Source organism: Clostridium sp. AF50-3 (assembly GCF_003477445.1).
In the GTDB taxonomy this organism is placed as follows: Bacteria; Bacillota; Clostridia; order Lachnospirales; family Lachnospiraceae; genus Otoolea; species Otoolea fessa.
The window spans coordinates 1-19,200 of record NZ_QUDH01000012.1; the positions used below are offsets into that span (position 1 = coordinate 1).

General features: G+C 50.7%; 16 protein-coding genes and 2 pseudogenes. 4 read left to right on the forward strand and 14 right to left on the reverse strand.

Annotated elements, in window-relative coordinates; genetic code table 11:
- From DW085_RS12945 to DW085_RS12960, 4 genes and pseudogenes are all read left to right on the forward strand, one after another.
- Positions 1–391: pseudogene (locus DW085_RS12945) on the forward strand (replication protein); the annotation flags it as partial.
- Positions 388–1,226: pseudogene (locus DW085_RS12950) on the forward strand (ATP-binding protein). The pseudogenes DW085_RS12945 and DW085_RS12950, both read left to right, overlap by 4 nt.
- Before the next feature lie 12 nt (positions 1,227–1,238).
- Positions 1,239–1,430 (forward strand): transposon-encoded TnpW family protein, encoded by a 192-nt coding sequence (locus DW085_RS12955; RefSeq protein WP_005946147.1) that lies wholly within the window; start codon positions 1,239–1,241, stop codon positions 1,428–1,430.
- 134 nt (positions 1,431–1,564) lie between these two features.
- On the forward strand, positions 1,565–3,172 hold the full coding sequence (locus tag DW085_RS12960; RefSeq protein ID WP_118493002.1) for a recombinase family protein: 1,608 nt from the start codon (positions 1,565–1,567) through the stop codon (positions 3,170–3,172).
- A gap of 55 nt (positions 3,173–3,227) precedes the next feature.
- Here the strand turns inward: DW085_RS12960 and DW085_RS12965 are convergent, their stop codons facing one another.
- The 14 genes from DW085_RS12965 to DW085_RS13035 form a co-directional block, all read right to left on the reverse strand.
- Complete coding sequence (locus tag DW085_RS12965; RefSeq protein ID WP_118493004.1) at positions 3,228–4,727, reverse strand: SpaA isopeptide-forming pilin-related protein; 1,500 nt, start codon at positions 4,725–4,727, stop codon at positions 3,228–3,230.
- Between the two features lie 74 nt (positions 4,728–4,801).
- Complete coding sequence (locus tag DW085_RS12970) at positions 4,802–5,497, reverse strand: hypothetical protein (protein ID WP_118493006.1); 696 nt, start codon at positions 5,495–5,497, stop codon at positions 4,802–4,804.
- 254 nt (positions 5,498–5,751) lie between these two features.
- Positions 5,752–6,564: a hypothetical protein gene (locus DW085_RS12975; protein WP_118493008.1), complete on the reverse strand. Its 813-nt coding sequence runs from the start codon at positions 6,562–6,564 to the stop codon at positions 5,752–5,754.
- 91 nt (positions 6,565–6,655) lie between these two features.
- Entirely contained in the window at positions 6,656–7,555 is a 900-nt protein-coding gene (locus tag DW085_RS12980; protein ID WP_118493010.1) for a hypothetical protein, read from the reverse strand.
- A 13-nt stretch (positions 7,556–7,568) separates the two neighbouring features.
- Positions 7,569–8,600: a ParM/StbA family protein gene (locus DW085_RS12985; RefSeq protein WP_347475096.1), complete on the reverse strand. Its 1,032-nt coding sequence runs from the start codon at positions 8,598–8,600 to the stop codon at positions 7,569–7,571.
- An 8-nt stretch (positions 8,601–8,608) separates the two neighbouring features.
- Positions 8,609–8,800, reverse strand: coding sequence for a hypothetical protein (locus tag DW085_RS12990; protein WP_118493014.1), 192 nt, complete (start codon positions 8,798–8,800; stop codon positions 8,609–8,611).
- 419 nt (positions 8,801–9,219) lie between these two features.
- Positions 9,220–9,900, reverse strand: coding sequence for a class B sortase (locus tag DW085_RS13000; protein WP_118493018.1), 681 nt, complete (start codon positions 9,898–9,900; stop codon positions 9,220–9,222).
- Positions 9,901–10,244: 344 nt separating this feature from the next.
- Complete coding sequence (locus DW085_RS13005) at positions 10,245–11,189, reverse strand: hypothetical protein (RefSeq protein WP_118493020.1); 945 nt, start codon at positions 11,187–11,189, stop codon at positions 10,245–10,247.
- A 276-nt stretch (positions 11,190–11,465) separates the two neighbouring features.
- Positions 11,466–13,253, reverse strand: coding sequence for a hypothetical protein (locus DW085_RS13010; protein ID WP_147353953.1), 1,788 nt, complete (start codon positions 13,251–13,253; stop codon positions 11,466–11,468).
- A 136-nt stretch (positions 13,254–13,389) separates the two neighbouring features.
- Positions 13,390–14,172: a hypothetical protein gene (locus DW085_RS13015; RefSeq protein ID WP_118493024.1), complete on the reverse strand. Its 783-nt coding sequence runs from the start codon at positions 14,170–14,172 to the stop codon at positions 13,390–13,392.
- 48 nt (positions 14,173–14,220) lie between these two features.
- The gene (locus DW085_RS13020) at positions 14,221–15,957 is read right to left on the reverse strand and encodes a hypothetical protein (protein WP_118493026.1); all 1,737 of its coding nucleotides are present in this window, start codon (positions 15,955–15,957) and stop codon (positions 14,221–14,223) included.
- A gap of 16 nt (positions 15,958–15,973) precedes the next feature.
- Positions 15,974–16,189, reverse strand: coding sequence for a hypothetical protein (locus tag DW085_RS13025; RefSeq protein WP_118493028.1), 216 nt, complete (start codon positions 16,187–16,189; stop codon positions 15,974–15,976).
- Positions 16,190–16,365: 176 nt separating this feature from the next.
- Positions 16,366–17,259: a 3'-5' exonuclease gene (locus DW085_RS13030; RefSeq protein ID WP_118493030.1), complete on the reverse strand. Its 894-nt coding sequence runs from the start codon at positions 17,257–17,259 to the stop codon at positions 16,366–16,368.
- 11 nt (positions 17,260–17,270) lie between these two features.
- Entirely contained in the window at positions 17,271–19,157 is a 1,887-nt protein-coding gene (locus tag DW085_RS13035; protein ID WP_147353954.1) for a hypothetical protein, read from the reverse strand.
- Between the last annotated feature and the right edge of the window lie 43 nt (positions 19,158–19,200).

The following is a 19,200-nucleotide window of genomic DNA, read 5'->3' on the forward strand; positions in this document are numbered from 1 at the left end:
CGCCGCAAGGCTTGAAAATAAGGCACTTTTGCCGCCGCGGACAAATGGCGGACATTTGTCCGACATTCGTCCACCAGAGATAGAGATAAAGAAAGAGATAGATATAGAGTTAGAAAAAGAGGGAGAGTTAAAGGGACAAGCCCTCGCCCGCAGCTATGGCAGATATGAGAATGTATTTCTGACTGATACGGAGCTTTCCGAACTGCAAGCGGAGCTGCCCGAAAAATGGGCGTACTACATTGAGCGGCTTTCCGGCTATATCGCGTCCACGGGCAAGAAATATAAAAACCACGCCGCCACTATCCGCAGATGGGCGGCAGACGATACCGCAAAGGCTGCCCCGAGACAGGGCATACCCGAATACACCTGCAAGGAGGGCGAGAGCTTATGAGTAATCTGTTTACAGAACGAGTTTTGAATATGGCGGCTGTTACCCCACAGCCGGAGGACTACACGGGCGAGGACGGACTGCTTTACTGCGGCAAGTGTCACACTCCGAAAGAAGCCTACTTCCCGGAAAAGCAAGCCGCCCTGTTTGGGCGTGACCGCCACCCGGCAGAATGTGACTGCCAGAAAGCCCAGCGTTTGAAGCGTGAAGCCGCCGAACAGCGCAGAAAGCACCTTGACACCGTGGAGGACTTGAAACGCCGGGGATTTACCAATCCTACCATGCAGGAATGGACTTTCGCCAACGACAACGGGAAATGCCCGCAAATGGAGATTGCACACTTCTATGTGGAGCATTGGGAAATCATGCGCGAGGAAAATATCGGCTATCTGCTATGGGGCAAGGTCGGCACAGGAAAAAGCTATTTTGCCGGGTGTATCGCTAATGCCCTCATGGAGCAGGAAGTCGCTGTCCGCATGACGAACTTCTCCGCGATTTTGAATGACCTGACCGCCAGCTTTGAGGGGCGCAACGAGTATATCGAGCGTCTTTGCCGTTTTCCTCTGCTTATCATTGATGATTTTGGAATGGAGCGCGGCACAGAGTACGGTTTAGAACAGGTCTACAATGTGATTGACAGCCGCTACCGCAGCCGCAAGCCTTAATCGTTACCACCAATCTGACATTGGACAGCCTGCAAAATCCGCTGGACACCGCCCATGCCCGGATTTATGACCGCCTTTTGGAAATGTGCGCCCCTATCCTCTTTACGGGAGAGAACTTCCGCCGTGAAACGGCGCAAGCCAAGCTGAACAGACTAAAAGAATTAATGAAATGAAAGGAGTTGCCTATGGCAGAGAACAAGCAGAACACCACCCCGGAACGCCGCCCGGACTGCGTGACAGAGATCCGCATGGGCAACACCGTCCTTGTCGTTTCCGGCTTTTTCAAAAAAGATACCACCGACACAGCAGCCGATAAGATGATGAAAGTGCTGGAGGCGGAAGCCGCCGCAGGACACAAAGCCCAGCTTTCGCCCTAACGCTACAAGCCGCACAGAAAAATCACCATTTTACCGGGCGGTAAAGAAGCAGAAGCCGCTATACAGACAGCCGCCCCATGTGGTATAATCGAAATACGGAATAGTGGGGCTGGCTGTCGGAAACGGAGAATTTTATGTTAAGACAGGCCACCCAGAAAATCACTGCCCTTTATCCAAGACTATCCCATGAGGACGAGCTGCAAGGCGAAAGTAATTCCATTTCCAACCAGAAGCGTATCCTTGAAACCTACGCAAAGCAGAACGGCTTTTCCAATCTGCGCTGGTACACGGACGATGGCTATTCTGGTGCGAACTTCCAAAGACCGGGCTTTCAATCCATGCTTGCGGACATTGAAGCCGGGAAAGTGGCTACCGTTATCGTAAAGGATATGTCACGGTTAGGGCGAAACTACCTGCAGGTGGGAATGTATACCGAGATGATTTTCCCACAAAAAGGCGTCCGCTTTATCGCCATCAACGATGGAGTAGACAGCGCACAGGGCGACAATGATTTTGCCCCTCTGCGGAACATTTTCAACGAATGGCTGGTGAGAGATACGAGTAAGAAAATCAAAGCTGTAAAACGGTCAAAAGGCATGAGCGGCAAGCCTGTTACGAGCAAACCCGTGTACGGCTACCTCATGGACGAGGACGAAAACTTCATCATTGACGAGGAAGCCGCACCCGTGGTCAAGCAGATATACCGTCTGTGCCTTGCCGGGAACGGTCCGACCAAGATAGCCCGTATGCTGACCGAGCAGGAAATCCCAACGCCGGGAACGCTGGAATACCGCAGGACGGGCAGCACACGCCGCTATCACCCCGGCTATGAGTGCAAATGGGCGACAAATACCGTGGTGCATATCCTTGAAAACCGGGAGTACATGGGCTGTTTGGTGAACTTCAAGACGGAGAAACCGTCCTACAAGACCAAGCACAGCATAGAAAATCCCATTGAGAAACAGGCAATTTTCGAGAACCACCATGAGCCTATCATCGACACCCAGACATGGGAGCGTGTGCAGGAATTACGCAAACAGCGCAAGCGTCCGAACCGCTATGATGAAGTGGGCTTGTTCTCTGGTATGCTCTTTTGCGCGGACTGCGGCAGCGTCATGTATCAGCAGCGTTACCAGACCGATAAGCGGAAACAGGACTGCTATATCTGCGGGAACTACAAAAAGCGCACCCATGACTGCACCGCACATTTTATCCGCACCGACCTTTTGACTGCGGGCGTTCTCTCCAATCTACGGAAAGTGACGAGCTATGCGGCAAAGCATGAAGCCCGGTTTATGAAGCTGCTGATTGAGCAGAACGAGGACGGCGGCAAACGCCGGAACGCCGCCAAGAAAAAGGAACTGGAAGCTGCCGAAAAGCGTATCGGTGAACTTTCCGCTATTTTCAAGCGGCTGTATGAGGACAGCGTAAGCGGTCGCATTTCTGACGAGCGTTTCACGGAGCTTTCGGCAGACTATGAAGCCGAACAGCAGGAATTGAAAGAGCGTGTTGCCAGAATACAGGCGGAGCTTTCCAAAGCACAGGAAGCTACCGTAAACGCAGAAAAGTTTATGAACATTGTCCGCAAGCACATGAACTTTGAAGAACTGACCCACACCCTCTTACGTGAGTTTGTAGAGAAAATCGTTGTGCATGAGTGCAGCTACGATGAAAACGGCACACGCAGACAGGATATTGAGATTTACTATTCTTTCGTCGGCAAGGTGGACTTGCCCGAATGACCGCCTGCCCAATCCGATACCAAAGACAAGTATCGGATAGGAAAGGCAAAATTTTTTACACTTCTATTACTTCTTTATCACACATAATCAAACCATCCGGGGATGTCACCTCTGTTAAGGTATACGTGCCATCCGACATGTTTTCGATCACATGCGGGGTTGTGGTTGACGTCCATGTTTCCACGGTCGTGCCGTCCTTTGTGATCGTAAGCTCTGCACCTGGAAGTTCGTCGGAGGTTGCAGCATCTTTTTTGGAAATGGTAACCGTCTTCGGCACTGGTGCGTCATACATGATAACCGTGTTGTCCGTCCAGACTCCGATTACTTTGCCGCCTTCGATCGCAAAATCAATGCTTTCAGCTTTCTGGTAGCCATCCGGTGCCGTCACTTCCGTGAAACGGTAAGTGCCGTCTGCCGGCATCTCGATGGTCTTCGGGGTGGAGCCGGAGGTCCACTGTGCGGTCACCTCGTTGGTTGCCGTATTGGTCAACGTCAGCTCTGCACCCGGCAGTTCCTCTGTTCCGGATACTGCTTTTTTAGAGAGGGTGAGTGTTTCAACCTGCGGGCGGACAACGATCGTATATGGGACGGACGCTGTTTCCGTGTTGGTTGCGGATACCAGGACATGCTGGTAATCACTGCCCTGCGCCGGGTCGTAGTAATCGAGTGCTGCCTGCTTATAGGAGAAGGTAACCGGCTTTGCGTCTGCGGATGTATCCGGTTTTGCAGCGGCGCTCAGACGGATCGTCTCTCCTGTATGGAATACGTTTCCTGCATGGTTTACAACGGTAAAGCCACTGCCTGTCATGGTCATTTCGATCTGATAAGCATCTGTTTTCTGACCGTCACCGTTATATGCATAAACAGAAAATTCATCGCTTAAGTAGCTGCCATCCTCCTGTTCCCGGAAGGTAAGGGCGTTGCTCTCTCCACCAAGCTCAAATACAGGGGTAAATGTGTATTTCTCGCTTTCATTTGCTGCTGTTTCAAGGTCACTTAAGTAGGAATCGACATTCTCTTTCGTGAAGCAGTCAATGGAGCCGATTCCCTGGATCGTCTCGATGGATTTACCGGATACCGTTTTGTGGATCGCGGATGCCACGGCGTTTAAGGCTGCATTATCCTTTTTATCGGATGCGGCCAGTCTCGCCAACGCCTCGTCGTAAGAGCAGCCAAAGTTCTTTTTAAAGAGTCCTGCTCCGTCGTACGGGACGCCTGCGAACATGATTGCGTTCACCTTCTGATATTTGTCTTTTCCGATAAGTTCGGAGAAGTTGCCGTGCTTTCCGTCCTGCAGATCCAGGTTGACAACGCTGTCCGGGACTGCCTTATCGTAATTGAAGCAAAAGCCCACATCGCCGTTTACCATGAATACGCTGTTGTTCTGGTTATAGAACTGGAATACGGTGTTTTTCATGGATGCCTTGACGTTGTCCGGGATTTCCGGGTACAGCTTTTGATACTGCTGCAAGCTGTCAAATGCGTCCTTGGATACGGATGTGATCTTTGTCCAGTCAACATTTGAGATTTCTGCGTCGGAGGATAATTTTAACAATTCTCCGTCATCCGTGTACAGACAGTCGCCGTTTGTTTTCAGGTAAGCGCCGGAATCATTTTTCGTTGTTTCTGCTACGACAAACTGTTTGGCATGGAGCCATGGCCTGAAAAATGGACGTTATTGCTCCCGCTTTTGGTCTTTAAGTTATTACGCAGAGTCAGCGTATCGACGTACGTACCTGCAAAGGAATCGTACGCTACAAGGTTTACCTGGTTTAAATCCAGAGAACCGAATTTGGCATTATCCATGGAATAGATTACCGCGGTCGCGTCTGGCACCTTAAAGTCGGTTTTTTCTGCTGCAGATGGGTAATCCATGAGGACAGTACCATCGTATCGGTATAGGACCGGATTCTCTCCCGTTTCTACTTTCAGAATTCTGCTTTCTGCGTTTACCTGATATCCTTTGACGGATAACGCCTCCAAAAACGCATCCGAGTTAAAGGCGCGGATGTTTTTTCCAATCGTGACTGTTTCAGCGCCAGAATTTGCCATGAAACGCCGATTCAAAGCGTATACTGGCTTGCCATTTGCTTCGTCTGGGATCGTCAGCGTTCCGCTTTGGATGGCCGCAGCAGAAGCATTCTCCACTGCGTATCCGGATGGCAGGGTCGTATCACTCGGCGAATAATCCGAATAATCGATGCCATCTGCGCTATGCGTGATCTTTACTGACGCTCCGGATGCCATGGACTGGATCGGAGTCGTGAGTGCCATCACGCCGCATAAGGAGCAGGCGATCGCTTTTGTGATCCTCTTCCTTTTCATAATGACATTCTCCTTTCTGTGTCTTTTCTCTGTTTTTTGACCCCGGAAAACAGAACCGGTGTCCGACAGATTTTTTCACAGTTTCAGTATGGAGGATGGATGCGAAATGGCGGCTTCAAAATTCTGGTTTTGCGGATACGGCATTTGTGATTTTTGCGGATAACACTTTTTGGTCACAAAAAAAACAGCCGGATGGCTGTTTCTTTCTGGGTGCAGCAGACCGTGTGCCGGCCCACTGCGTATATACTGACGGGTTACATTTCTTCTGCCTGTTCCGCTTCCAGTTTTTTGTCCTTGCGTTCCTGTTCCCTGCGAAGTTTTTCTTCGATCGCGCGGCCAAAGGAATCGTCCCCGCATTTAATGTTCTGGCAGAGAAGGTTGATTGCACGGTATGCTTTCTGCTCCTGTGCGCGGTTATCCTGCTTGATGAGCGGTTCGTTTCCTTCCCAGGTGAACTGGCAGGCTGAGAAGTTCTGGTTTGTATCCTTGACCATGGTTTTTAAAGCTTCCTCATTGACGATCGGCGGCATGAAATGCGGCGCATCGGCTGGTACTTTCTGTGCGTTGTCCGCTTCCGCATCTGGAAGCACCTTTTCCGGTTCCTTGGACTTCCGTACGGTATCCTGGAGCATCTGGCGGATGCTCTGGTCAACAGCAGCTTCATCCGCTTCATCTGTGTCGTCCGTGATCGGTTCCAATGCATCTTCCCCGATGATGGATTCAATCTGCTCTTTACTATATATGGAATGGACGTCCGGCGTCTGCTTCGCGAGCTCTTCATCCGCCTGGATGGTTGCCAGGGAACGGTCTTTTGAATATACGGTTTCAACGCCGTTGGTTTCAAAACCGTTGAACAGGTTTAATGCCTCCCTGAAATAATCCTGTGATAATGTCAGTCCTAATGGTCCCGGGCTAAAAATCTTCATATTGTATTCTGTTTTTTTACCGTCATCCGCAGCCGCACAGATGAACACGAATGGGATCCTTTTGATTATCATTTTCTCCAGGTAATCCTTTTTTAATCCCTTATAAAGTTCGTCACATTCTTTCTTTTTGTCAAAGCCCATGTTTTATACTCCTTTCAGATGAATTTGGCTTTTTCTTCTGTACTTTTTTCTTTCGTGTGATTTGTCCGTTTTTGCGGATAACGGTTTTTGATCAGTTGTTTTTTATACTCTGGAACATCTGGTACACATCGTAATCGTCATCTGCGTCTTCATCGTTCGTCAGGTTATCGTCCGGTTCCTGCGTTGTGGCAGCAGGTGCGGGCGTCTTTTCTGGTTTCTCTTGAAGCACAGGCTCCTGTGCTCTCATATTTTCCCTGGTATCCGGTATGGTTTCCAGTTTTTCTTTCTTTAATACGGACCCGTCCAGTTCTTCTGGTGTGGCTGGTTCTTCTTGTATGATACCATATTCCTGTCCATCTGGCGCATCTTTTTTACGGATCACCGATTCCTGTGGGAACAGATCCTCTGCTGTCATATCTTCATCCTGCCGTTTTTCCCACTTTGGCCGCTGCGGGGTTAATAACTCCTGCAATGGGGCTTCCCGGATTTCTTCCACGGCTTTCTCTTTTGCTGCTCCAGTAAGCCCGTGCCTGGTCTTCCCGGTACTGATACGGTCCAGCCATTCATCCGGGTCTTCCTTCTTTCTGGTCCGCTGAAGGAGTGGGACTTCAATTTCCTTTACGTGTTCCGGACTGGCCGGCGCCCATTTCCCGGACCGGTAAAAGGCATTGAACGGGCTGATCCCGCCCGCATACAGATACATGCGGGCGATGTTTTTGATCGCCTGGTTGCGGTAATATGGCTCGAACCCCTCTAACCACGTGCAGAGTTCGCTCTGCGTCCGGTCATCCAGCCAGATCTTAACCCTGCTGTTCTTTTTCCTGGTCTTATTCAGTGTCAGCGGTTTCGGGAATGTAAAGCAGATCTCTTCCTGTAAGAAGCAAGCTCGTAAAGCCCTTGTGAAAATAAAACCCAGGTCAAGCCCGTTTAAGCGGATCTGCAGCAGGTCGTCATCATGGTAATTATACAGCCTGATCTCCATGTATGCCACTTGCTATCCCTCCTTATTCCCCGTCTGCCTTGGCTGCGTCGCGTTCTTTCCGGCGCAGGCCGCTGACTGCATACAGATAATATCCGCGGACGTTGGTATAGATCAAATCCGTCGTATCCTTGCAGTTCTCATTACCCATTAAAATGGTTAACCCGTTGCCGCCGATCTCGCAGAGTGCGCCGAAATACTCCTTCATGGCCTGCTCCCACGGGGCGAAGGTTCCGCCGGTGAGTACCAGGTAGCGGTATTCGCTGATGCTGTCCTTGATATTTTCCCCGATTTGGCTGCAGAGATCATCGAATACCTCATTGACCGCCTCTTCCAAGAATGGCGCGATCTCATGGTAAACACGGCGCGGACGCCCGTTGCCCGGGTTCCACTCCACCATGGAGACTTTTCCTGCTTCTAAAGCTGCCTGGATCGTCAGCTGGTCCACCTGCACACCACCGCATTTTTCCTGCATTTTTTTGATAGTCTTATCCAAAATCGCGTGCATGCCGACGCTTGTGAACGTCGCACGTCCGCGGATCTGGCGGTTGTAGAGCTCATAAAGGTCTACGGTCTCAAATCCGGCGTCTGCAATCAGTACGTTGGAAGAAAAATAATTTCTTGCGGATTTGGTGCTTCTCGTGTCATCGTTCATGCTGATGCTCATGAGCGTACCTTCCGGCTGCGCCATGATACCGATATCCTTTTCTTCCAGTGTAAAGTCAAAGGACTGGGTCCGGTCTCTGAAGCGGAGGGTAAATTTATGGTGTCCGGTCAGTGCCTGGGTGAGTTCCTGGCGGTCCGTTCCTTTTAAATAAGCTGGCGGAAGTCCGGTCTGTACATACGGCGCGAGACCTGCATTATAAGCACCCGCTCCCGTGTTCATCATGCCGAAGCCAATACCGGTACGGGCGATGATGCGGAACATTTCAGAAAGGTAACGGTGTCTGCTGAATAATTTCTCATCCGTTTCGTTCGTGTCGTTCGCGCTGACGGAGCGCATGGCGGATTCTCCGACCCTCCATACCTCATTTGTAGTATCGTCGATATACCAGATTTCATCCTTTACCGGGGATCCACGATCGTTTCACGCAGTCCCAGCTTCTTCGCATAGGAAGGGAAGCAGCTGCAGGCATTCGGGGAATAGGTTTTTACTGCGGAGTATCCGATATCGATGGCAACCGGCCAGTAGGTGCGGCAGGATGCGTGCTTGACGCTTTTAAATTCTGTTTTTGTTCTGAAATCCAATGTTTCCAATGATGGTTCCTCCTTTGCGTAACAAACTTATCTTCAGTATGTCTTACGGATATCAGTCATTTTTTTGCGGATAACACTTTTTGGTCATTTTCCGTTTTGGATGTCCGCGCCTTAATCCCCGCACAACGGGGTGCTGGTATTTTTAATGCCTGGTGTTATCAATTGACAGACAGGTTTCTTGGTGTTTCTGACATTGTGTCAAGAAATCATCCTGATGCGTCTGGCCGTCCGCAAGACTGTGTTCACCGTCCGTACGGATTCTCATGGTGTTCCCCGGGAACACCACCTGCCGGAGCGGTTTTAACATGATCTCTTTCAGTATGTGATATAAAAATAGGGCGTATTTTTGCGGATAACACTTTTTGGTCATTTTTGTCATACAAAAAGCCCCGGGAAAAATTCCCGGGGCTCATGCTGAATCATTGTTCCGGCACGCAGTATAAATACGTGCGTTCATCCTGGCTACCATAAGAACAGGTCACCAGAACGTACAGGTCATCGGCATCGATATCAAGCCCCGTATGGGACTTAATAAAGTCGATGACCTGGCCATGGTTTTCCAGTACATTTCGATAAGAGCCGTCCGCTCTACCTGCATAACAATATACAGGTTTTAAGCGGACTTCCCGATCGGAAGCCTGGATCGTAATGCTCTGATGTTCCGCAAGGTAAGACGCGTCTGTGAAACGCGCTACATCACGGAACATCGAGCCATTTCTCATGTGGTGGCCATAAATTACATGCAGCCCCTTCTCATGAATATCATGATTAGAGTCCATGTAGATGCAGCCACCGACTGATTTCTTACCCTCCATGTCGCGATGAAGGTAATATTCATTATCTTCATTCTGCATGATCGGGTAAGAAACCTTCGTCCCCTCAATGGTAATGTATCCGATGCAGTCCGGATACTGCTCCATGAGGGCCCTTAATGTTTCAGATGGTTCGTAAGCCGGCTCTGTCGGCTCGTCCCCACCCTCTTCTTCTGTTGCGGGTTCCGGCTGCGTCTCCGGGACAATTTCTGTCTCAGACATCGCAGCCTGGATCGCCGCAAAGTCCTGCGCCTCCTGTTTCAGGCGCAGGTTTTTCTTTACGATCATAGTACCAGAGATTGCATGATGGCTACCAACAGTACCATGATCATGGTTTTAATATTTTTCATATAACCTCCTTGGGGCGGAAGCTGAGTAAATTACAGCTTCCGTCCTTTTTTAATATTTTTTCGTTTTCTTACCGGGTCTGCAAAAGCAAATTATTTATCAGAGACCGGATGCTCTCAATGATTTCAGCATGTTGTACTCAATGCCTCATCACTTATATATCATCAGTATGTATCACGTGTTCAGGCTTTTTCTTCCCGTTTTCGGCCTGTATCAGCGCGTAATCCGGATGTCCGGCAAAAAATAAGGGCAGGATACGATCCTGCCCCGAAATGGTCATCTGGTTATTCGTTTGCGCTGCTTCCTTCCGTTTCCGTTCTTTCAGCATCCGCCTCCTGGATATCTTCCGTCTCCTCGTAGGAATCGGAGGTCTCATAAGCCTCTGTTTCGGATGCGACCGCTTCCTCTTCGGCGGTTGCTTCCGCCTCGTCCGGGGTTACCGGCTCCTCATAAGCAGCAGCTTTTGCGCGCTCAGCGGCATCACGTTCCCTCTGTGCGGACTGCGCCTTTTCCTGTTCCTTGCGCATCCGGTTATAGGCGGCTAAAACATCGCTCTGTTTTACCATCTCATGGATGACAAAGGTCTGGAGGAAATAGATCTTACCGCGGAACTCATTTCTCGCGGACTCCATGGTACCGATCACGTAAACGATGTCATTCATATGGAAATCATTCTCCAAGTTACGCGGGGAACGGTAATACATGGCCGTTACCGGGTAGGTACGCCCGTCCTTCTCGCATTCTAAACGGAGTTCGTAGATCGTATCGTAGCGCTTTGTGATACCGATGATCTTGGCCTCAACGCGGACTTCACAGGTCGGTGTCGCATAGCGGCTTCCAAATCCGGGAACGCCGAGCAGCTGTTCCATCTGGGTATGGTCATGCTCCACTGTGTCGATGAAGAGCACGGTATGTTCGTCATAGCCGGTACCGCTCGGGGTGGCATAGGAGCCTAAGTACCCCTTGATGATCACGTTGTCGTTTTTGCTGAAATCCTGGATGATCTCCTTGGTCACGGTATACTGGTTGTACAGAGCTTCCGGGAAAAACGTATTCGCGGAATCCACGAAAGTCACATTGCCTTCCTCGTCACGGACAGGTTTGCGGGCCGGTACGGAATACGGGACCGTTAAGGATCCACCGCGTTCACTTCCGTACACGTGGGAAATTCTTCCCCTTAAAAAAACTTCATTCAGTCTCGGTGTTGTGTTTGTGTTTTTCTTTGCCATAAGTTTCTTCTCGTCCTTTCATTCTTTTTTGCCTGATTGTTCTTGTTTGCGCTTTCAGTCCGCTCCGGGAATTGACGGACCGTCTTCCTTCTTTTTTTCTTCTGCTTGTTTTTTTATTCATCTTTTCGTCCGACCGCCGTGGCAGGTGGCTGTCTGATATCAGTATGTCGACTGTTCCGGTTTTGCTGGCGGGTATTTTCAGATATCCGTTTTTACTGGCACGATGGCAAAAAAAGAGCCTGCCCGTTTTCCGGGAAGGCTCCTTTGTATGGAATGCTAAACTCTTGTCACGCCTGTCTTGTCATTGAAAACTTCCATGACATCATGGTTATTGACGCCGCACACAAAAACGTGGTCATATCCTTCCAGGAATTCCTTGGAAGTGATCGTCTTATGTACGTACTCAAGCGTCTGCCGGTCCAGCTGCTCCAGGTTATCGATGAATGCCATCCGCATGCCGGTCAGGCTGTTTAACATATCGATCACCAAGAATGTCACGATAATCTTCTCACCGCTTGACAATCCCATGTAGTAGACCGGTTCCTTGCTTGCCGGGGTGGATGCATAGACTTTGATACCATTATCCAGCTTAAAGCTGATCTGGTAGCCGTTGGAATGCTCCGCGTGGGCATTGCATACGGATTCAAAGTCTTCCACATAGTGCTTAACGATACCCTGTTTAACCGGTCCTTTTTCCGCGAGTGCGTCAATGAGGACGGTATACTGGGCAATCTCGTCCGTCAGCTTCCGGTTCATCGCTTCCATCCGGCTCTTCATGACGCCGTTTAGAATATTCTGCTTTTCGGCTTCCAGTGCCTTTCTGCGTTCTGCGATGTCCGTTTTGCCGGCTGCGATCGGTTTTACCGGGAGGACCGGGAGTGTATCCTTTAAGGTCTTGACCTTTTCCTGTGTCAGACGGACATTATTATAGGCTTTCGCCTGCTTTTCCTCTGCAAGGATCTGGTCGTTTAACTCCTTGATCCGCGCGGTTGCCGCCACAATCTCTTCCTCCGCTTTTTTAAGGGCTGCTTCCTGGGTAGCCACTGCCTTGGAGATCTCATCTTTCACGGTTGTTTTGTCCGTGGTACAGGTAAGCTGCTTTGAAATCGGGCATACGGTGGATTCCAGGTTGGTCAAGGTTGCGCGCAGGCTCTTTAAGGTTGTCTCCGCGGTGGCCCTGGTAGTCAGCGCTGCGGATTTGGACTGATCCAGTTTCGCAAGCTCTGTACGGCACGCCTTTAAAGTCTCCGGATCAGGTTCCGCTACGGAATGGATCAGCAGCCAGTCCTCACACTTTTTGATCAGCGCTTCCTGGTCATCGCGTTTCTTTTTCGCGATCTCATATTCCTTCAGCCTTGCACTGTTATCCGCGTACATCCGGTCCTGCGCCTCCAAGTCATACCGGTCAGCTTCCACTTCCTCTAAAGTCCTGGCAGCCGGCTCGCATTTCATGGCTGCGATCTGCACCTCATTCTGCTTGACTGTCGCTTTCTTTGCCTTTCTGGTATCGGTAAGTGCGTCCCTGCATACATCCAGCGCATAGATCCCAAACGGGAAACCGTCCGGGCAGAGGTACTGCTCTAAGATGGTGCTCTGCTCCTCCGTAAGTGCCGGCATGTAGGATAAGATATCCTGGAAGGTGAATTCCTCCGGGAGGTACTCCAAAAGGAGTGCCAGGAATTCATCCGGCTTCATGTGTGCGAAGATATCGCTGGAGCTGATCACCTGCAGGTTTGACGGGGATACTCCGGTGATTTCGGAGACCTTGGCGTTTAACTGTTTCTCTGCCATGCGGTTCCCGTCCGGCCCGCCGATCTTACAGGTCGTGCTTCCGGCCACGCGCTCCCGGTAAATATCCAGTCCCGTTTCCGCCTCCGTGAGTTCCACGGCACAGTCGCGGATCTCCGCGCCTTTTGGGAGGCTGCCGGAAATGCCGTAGCGCAGCGCGTTTAACAGGCTGCTCTTGCCGTAGCCGTTTTCATGGAATACGTAAACAAGCTTTTTGGGGGCAAATTCAAATTTCTTACCGTTCCAGTTATGGATCTGGACCTTCTTTAATTTCATGTTTTTTCCTTTCTGCATCCCTTACCGCAAATGCTGCGGGGATGTCTCTCCTCTGGTGTTCGTCCGTTTCCGCAATCTGACGCAGGCCCGCTATGGCGGGCCTGTGGATTGTCTTTCTTATGATGCGCCTGCCTGGTTACGCGCGGAGTGTCGTGATCTCACCGGTTACGATATAGTCGGTCGCGAAAGCACTTTCCTGCTTTTTGCCAGGCTCCGGTTCCTGCGTGATGCCACAGTCCGCACAGCACATGCAGTTATCCGTCGGGTCATATGCCATCGGTTCCCCGCAGATCGGACACGGTACTGAATGATAATAGACCGCGATCTTTCCGCAGCAAAACGCTGCTTTTTTCCTTGTGATGGTATCGTCCGCGTTGGCGACCGGTGCTAAGTCCGTCCTTGCCATGATCGCAAGGTCATTCATCAGCGTGACGGTCACGTAATGGAAGGACGGTACCCCGTTAACATTGCGTTTTCCGACGTAAACATTGGCACGTACCGCGTCACTTCCGCATACGGTAACATCCTTCAAGCTTGAGACCGTACCGAATACCACGTTCCGGTTTTCCTCATCATGTTCCCCGTCCGGCTTTATTTTTACCAGGCCGTTATAGTACATGGAGTATCCAGTCGCATTCTGCATGGTCTCATTCTGGAATTTGCAGCGCATCATTACAACGCTGCCTTTTCTCGGTTTCATATTCAGGACGCGGTCAGCAGTATGCCGTCTCCAGTCTTCCTCAGCATCCAGGTCATTCCAGAATGTCACATCCGTGCGTTTCCATTCCCCGTCCACTTCGTGCTGGATACGGATCGTACACCGTCTGTCATCCTTTTTCGTGACGCTTAAGACCGTCCCGATCAGCATGACCAGACCACCGGTCCGGTTGATGTTCAATATAACTCCATTTTTTCTCATGGTCGCTCCTCTCTTGTATGGCGGCCGGGAGAGCCCGGCTGCCGTCCGTTAATCCGTGGCGTTGCCATCTTCCTCCCGGTCAGCACCTTCGGAATCCGGATCCTCTGACACTTCCTCGGTGGCTGCGCCATCATCATCCATATCCTGATCCTCCGCAGTAAAATCTTCTGCTTCATCCGATTTCTTCCGGTTTTTCTTTCCGGCCCGTACCCTTCTTTTGGAAAGGACTTTGGACAGAATTTCCTCGTAATCCAGATACGGCAGCCCGGAGATCGCTTTCTGCGTTTTCTCCTCACTCTCCGCGCTTCCTTCAAACGGGGTATCCAGGATCGCGCATACCAAATCGTATGCGGTATAGATTCCGGTCGGATCCAGCTTGTCGATGATGCGGTCACGCCATGCTTTTTTCGTGGCATAGGTTCCGGACTTGACGCGATGCAGGGTCGTTAACACGATATTCTCTAACAGGGTCTTGTGTTTTTTGATCGCAAGAGCCATGTCGTTGTCCATCCGTGTGTACTCCTTCGTGCAGTTTGCCAGTTCCTTTTTGAAGCTCTTAAGCTGCTCCTTATCCGTATCCGGTGCCTGCTCCAGACGTTCGACCGTCATCTGCAGGGTGCGGATGCGTCCATCCAGCCTTTCTCGGTTCCGGAACACCTCGGAAATGCTTTCTGGGGTGATCTCGACGCGCAAAAGCTTGATCAATGCCTTCGGCAGCTCCGTATAGCGGGAGAAGATCGTATTCTTGACTTCCGTGATCAGGTCATCCGACGTGAATTTTCCGGAATGCTTCCTTGCAACCTCTTCCGTATACAGGATGGTATGCGGGAATTTCCAGTAACCGCGCACGATGAACGCACAGTCCCCGATATCTGAGGATTTAATCTCGATGCCTGGTTTCGGCAGGACATCCAGCCCGTACGTATAATCAAACGTTTCCAGTTCTTCTTCATACGCAGTCCGCAGTTCGTCGATCACGGTGTTGTTGTCGAAGGAAAACCGGATACAGGAAATGCTGTGGTTCAACAGCCATCCATCGCAGGTCATTCCGGTAAACCCGCTCGCCTGGGCAAACATGAAATATAACTGCTCGATCATGGTGAGCGGCAGCTCATTATAAGTTGTCGTCGTGACCATGAAGATCTTGGACAGTTTGTCCTGTACCCGGACAATGAATTTTACCATCTTGGAATTTGCGAACAGGGACATCAAAAGGATATCCCTTGCGAATGTGCTTTCCAGTAAAAAGTCGCCGGATGCACGGACCCTCTGTCCAAGCGTCGGAAGTGCGTAACGGCTCATGATGTACAGGCGGTTTTTGGTTACGTCTGCAAATAACAGCCCTGTGGACTGCAGCTCTGCCAGCAGCTTCTTGTTGATCGTCTTCTTTTTATTGGAAGTCGTTTTGAAGTTCTCATACGGAAAGCGTTCAATCACTGCGGTTTTTAACTGCATTTTGGTCCAATTGAGTTCTGTTACTTCATCCCCCTCATTGGAGGGGTAATTCAGTTTGTCATTTGCCCTGCACATGGCGTAATACCAGCGCCCGAAATCATTCGGCGGAAGCCGGTAGGCCAGCAAGGCATCCTTTTCCGTCTGGTATTCTTCCGGAAGCACGCTGTAGATGCAGATGTTCGTTAAATTTGTAAGGTCAGAGACCGTCTTTGAGGCAACTTTCTGTTGCAGCTTCATGAACAGTCCCGCATCATTCCCGTATGCTTCGAAAGTATCCAGTAAAAAGCCATCCAATGCCCTCTGCAGGTCTTTTTCGTCTGTTACTCTCATATTTCTCCTTTCTTGCTCATCCTTCCTTTAACAGGTCATAAAGCTGCACCATGTCCGGCTGGTCACCGTTATGGAGCAGTTTGCCTGCCAGGATCCGGATCGCTGTTTTGCACCCCGGCTCCGATTCCACGGAGGACAGGATCTGCTCTTTTTCATCTCGTGTCACTTCATTCCGCATAAAAATGGCGGACATGAGCGGCGCCGCTCTTAACGTGAGCATGTTTCTGGTCATTTTTGTTGCGTCTCCTTTCATTCCTTATGATTATTTGGTTCATGTTCAGTATGTATACGCTTTCCGAATTTTCTCCGACAAAAAAAGAGTGATTTTTTCCGCAAACCTCAGATACAGCTTTTGAACAGGATATTTTAACATTTCGGCTTCAGATCCAGACGAAAAAAAGCACCGTATCAAACGGTGCTTTTGGATTTCCCGTATTTTGTCAGCTCCTGCTCGGAACCAACACGGGCAATTTTTAAAACCTGGGCGATCACGTCCGGCATGTTAAACCGGTCCGTATCGATGTCTTTCTGCTTGCAGTTCCACTGCAATGACGGAATCTCCATGTAAAAGGTTACATCCGGAGTCGTCGTGTTTGCGTAGATACGCTGCAGCTTCCCTCTCTCATACCGTGAGATGCCGGATACCTTCACTCGGATCCCTCCGGTATACGGCGGGATCAGGATTCCGGTCTCCCGGTAATTATTTTCCAAGCGCCGCATCAGGTACTGCGCCACATCGACAGTCGCGTCAACATCGTACGCGGCGTCATGGTACATGTCCTGTTCCGCGCCGCAGTAGGTCGATATGGTCTGGAGCTTGTAATTGACCACTTCGGACGGAGCGATCATTTCCTGGGCGAGTCTGTACACATCTAACGACATCATTGGGTTAAATACCTGCTGATACCGTTTATACATCTCGAATAGGAAGAGGTCATCGAACCGCAGGTTGTTGTATCCACAGACGATGCTGTTTCCGAAAAACTCCATGATCTGCGGGAAAACTTCTTCTTCCGCCGGCTGGTCCGCAAGGAATTCATCCGTAATTCCGGTAAGTTCTACGATTTTCTCGTTGAGCGATTCGACCGGACGGATATACCAGAGCCGTTCTTCTAACGGCAGGAAGCCGACAAACGGCATGTACATGAATTTCTTTGCGGACAGCTCGATGACGTGTGCCTGTGGTTTGTTACCACTGCTGACCGGGTTTAACCCGGTCGTTTCGCAGTCGTATACGATAATGTCCTCTGCCGATTCGAAGAATTCCGCGAACTGGTAGATGACGGTGGGTGTCTTGTACATAGACCTCCTCCTTACTTATGCGGCACTCCGTAGGAATCCAGCACGCTTGCGGCAACCGGGTCACCACTGCAGTCCAGCATATAATGCTGTGACTTTAAGTACGCGATGCAAAGTCCAGCAAGATGTGACATCGGGCCTGCTTCCACGTAGCGGATGATGCTGCGGATGTGTACCGGATTGTACTTCAGTACCTGGCTGATGTACTTCGGGCCCGGACGCATCATGCGGGTCTCGGCCGGTTCCTGATCGGTAGCTTTTCTCTTCGGGTCAAACGGTCTTTCCTGTAACAGGACGTCATCCGGGTTTTCCGGAGTCAGTGACTGCGGGGTCTCCCAGTCCGGTTCATGTTCAAACCAGTAGACGCTGCTGCGATCCGGTTCCGGTCTTGCAGGGGTTGCAGGCGCATAAGCAGGAGCTGCGGCAGCTTCCGGAGTTGCGGATGTTACCGTTTCCTCTGCTGCGTTAGTTTCGGAGTCTGTAAGCGGCTCGGATTCAGCTTTCTCTTCCGCCGGTGTCACGGACGGAACGTCGGATGTTTCCTCTTCGCTGTTGTCCGTCTCCTCGCCAGTTTCTGGCTCCATTGCCGGCTCTTCAGCCGGGCTTTCCGGAATGTCTTCCACTGTCGGCTCGGACACATTCTCTTCCTGCGCGGCTGTTTCCGCCATCAGGGCCTCTTCCTTAGCTTTTTCTTCCGCCTCGGCTCTGCGCTTTGCTTCCTCGGCCATCGCCATGTCAGCTTTGCGTTTTGCCTCAAATGTCTCAGATTTTAAAGCTTCCAGTGCGGCTTCCGCATGGGTTTTTCCCTCCACGGCTTCCTTTAAGGCTGCTTCACTGGCTGCGTTCGCCTCTTTTAAGGCTGCGATCTCGCCAGTTGCCTGATCTAACTGCTTCGCGGTTTCGGCTGCCTGCGTTTTTGCCTGCTCCAGTTCTGCCTTGTTTGCCTCACAGATCTGTTCCAGTGCGGCCTTTTCAGCTTCTGCCTTGTCCTTGGCTTCGCGTTCCTGGCGGATTGCGTTACCGTCGGTCTCCGCAGTTGCCTGGTATGCAGCTAACGCATCCTCTGCCTCTTTACGGGCGTCTGCAGCTTCCTGCGCCTTGCGGTCTGCCTCCTCTTTCTGCTCTACCGCAGCCTTTAAGTTGTTTTCCGCTTCAGTCAGGCGCTCCTGCATGGCAGTTTTTGCTTCGATCTCAGCCTGGATGGTCTGCTCCTGCTTTGTTTTTTCCGCATTTGCACGCTCATCCGCTTCCTTCGCAGCTTTTACCGCTTCCGCAAGTTTGACTCCCTGCTCCTCGCACTGCTTGGACAGTTCTGCCTGCTTGGCTTGCGCGGTTTTTGCCATTTCCTGTGCTTCTTTCACCTTTACGTCTGCATCCTTTAACAGGGCATCACTGTCTTTTTTGGCCTGCTCCATGGAAGCGACCTTATCCTGCAGGGTCTTATTCTCCGCTTCTGCCTTCTTTAATGCTTCCGAATCAGCAGCGGATGCTTTTTTACTTTCGTACTCGTACTGCCCCTTGATGTTCAGTGCCAAAAGACTGATATCGGCATTTTTTTCATCCTTCGTCTTTAACACACTGATCATGGCGCGGTCAAACGCCTGGTTTGCAGCTGTCTGTCCGTCCGCTCCGGTACCAACGCCGTAGCAGCGGGAACCGAGGTCGTTTGTAACGATACAGATCGTTACGATCTTCCCATCCGCATAAGTCTGCTGCGGAAACTCACAGCTCATGAACGCGTCACGGGCTAACTCTACGAGTCCGTCATGGCTGAGGTATCGGTGCCCATCTTTGTCCGCGTACTGGATATGGAAGATGGCGCCTCCTGCCTCAATCGCCATGGTCGGGTTCTGTGCCTGTCTGGTCTCCTTCGTTTCTTTTGCTTTTTCTTTTTCCATCATTGGAACTCCTTTCTTTTTCTGGCGTACTCTGTGCCTTATTACT

Bases quoted from the DNA above. Each gene is read 5' to 3' on its own strand.
- DW085_RS12975 (WP_118493008.1), bottom strand. From the start codon at position 6,564: ATGGGCTTTGACAAAAAGAAAGAATGTGACGAACTTTATAAGGGATTA.
- DW085_RS13005 (WP_118493020.1), bottom strand. From the start codon at position 11,189: ATGGCAAAGAAAAACACAAACACAACACCGAGACTGAATGAAGTTTTT.
- DW085_RS13015 (WP_118493024.1), bottom strand. From the start codon at position 14,172: ATGAGAAAAAATGGAGTTATATTGAACATCAACCGGACCGGTGGTCTG.
- DW085_RS13035 (WP_147353954.1), bottom strand. From the start codon at position 19,157: ATGATGGAAAAAGAAAAAGCAAAAGAAACGAAGGAGACCAGACAGGCA.
- DW085_RS12955 (WP_005946147.1), top strand. From the start codon at position 1,239: ATGGCAGAGAACAAGCAGAACACCACCCCGGAACGCCGCCCGGACTGC.
- DW085_RS12970 (WP_118493006.1), bottom strand. From the start codon at position 5,497: ATGAAAAGGAAGAGGATCACAAAAGCGATCGCCTGCTCCTTATGCGGC.
- DW085_RS12960 (WP_118493002.1), top strand. From the start codon at position 1,565: ATGTTAAGACAGGCCACCCAGAAAATCACTGCCCTTTATCCAAGACTA.
- DW085_RS13030 (WP_118493030.1), bottom strand. From the start codon at position 17,259: ATGTACAAGACACCCACCGTCATCTACCAGTTCGCGGAATTCTTCGAA.
- DW085_RS13000 (WP_118493018.1), bottom strand. From the start codon at position 9,900: ATGATCGTAAAGAAAAACCTGCGCCTGAAACAGGAGGCGCAGGACTTT.
- DW085_RS13020 (WP_118493026.1), bottom strand. From the start codon at position 15,957: ATGAGAGTAACAGACGAAAAAGACCTGCAGAGGGCATTGGATGGCTTT.
- DW085_RS13025 (WP_118493028.1), bottom strand. From the start codon at position 16,189: ATGACCAGAAACATGCTCACGTTAAGAGCGGCGCCGCTCATGTCCGCC.
- DW085_RS13010 (WP_147353953.1), bottom strand. From the start codon at position 13,253: ATGAAATTAAAGAAGGTCCAGATCCATAACTGGAACGGTAAGAAATTT.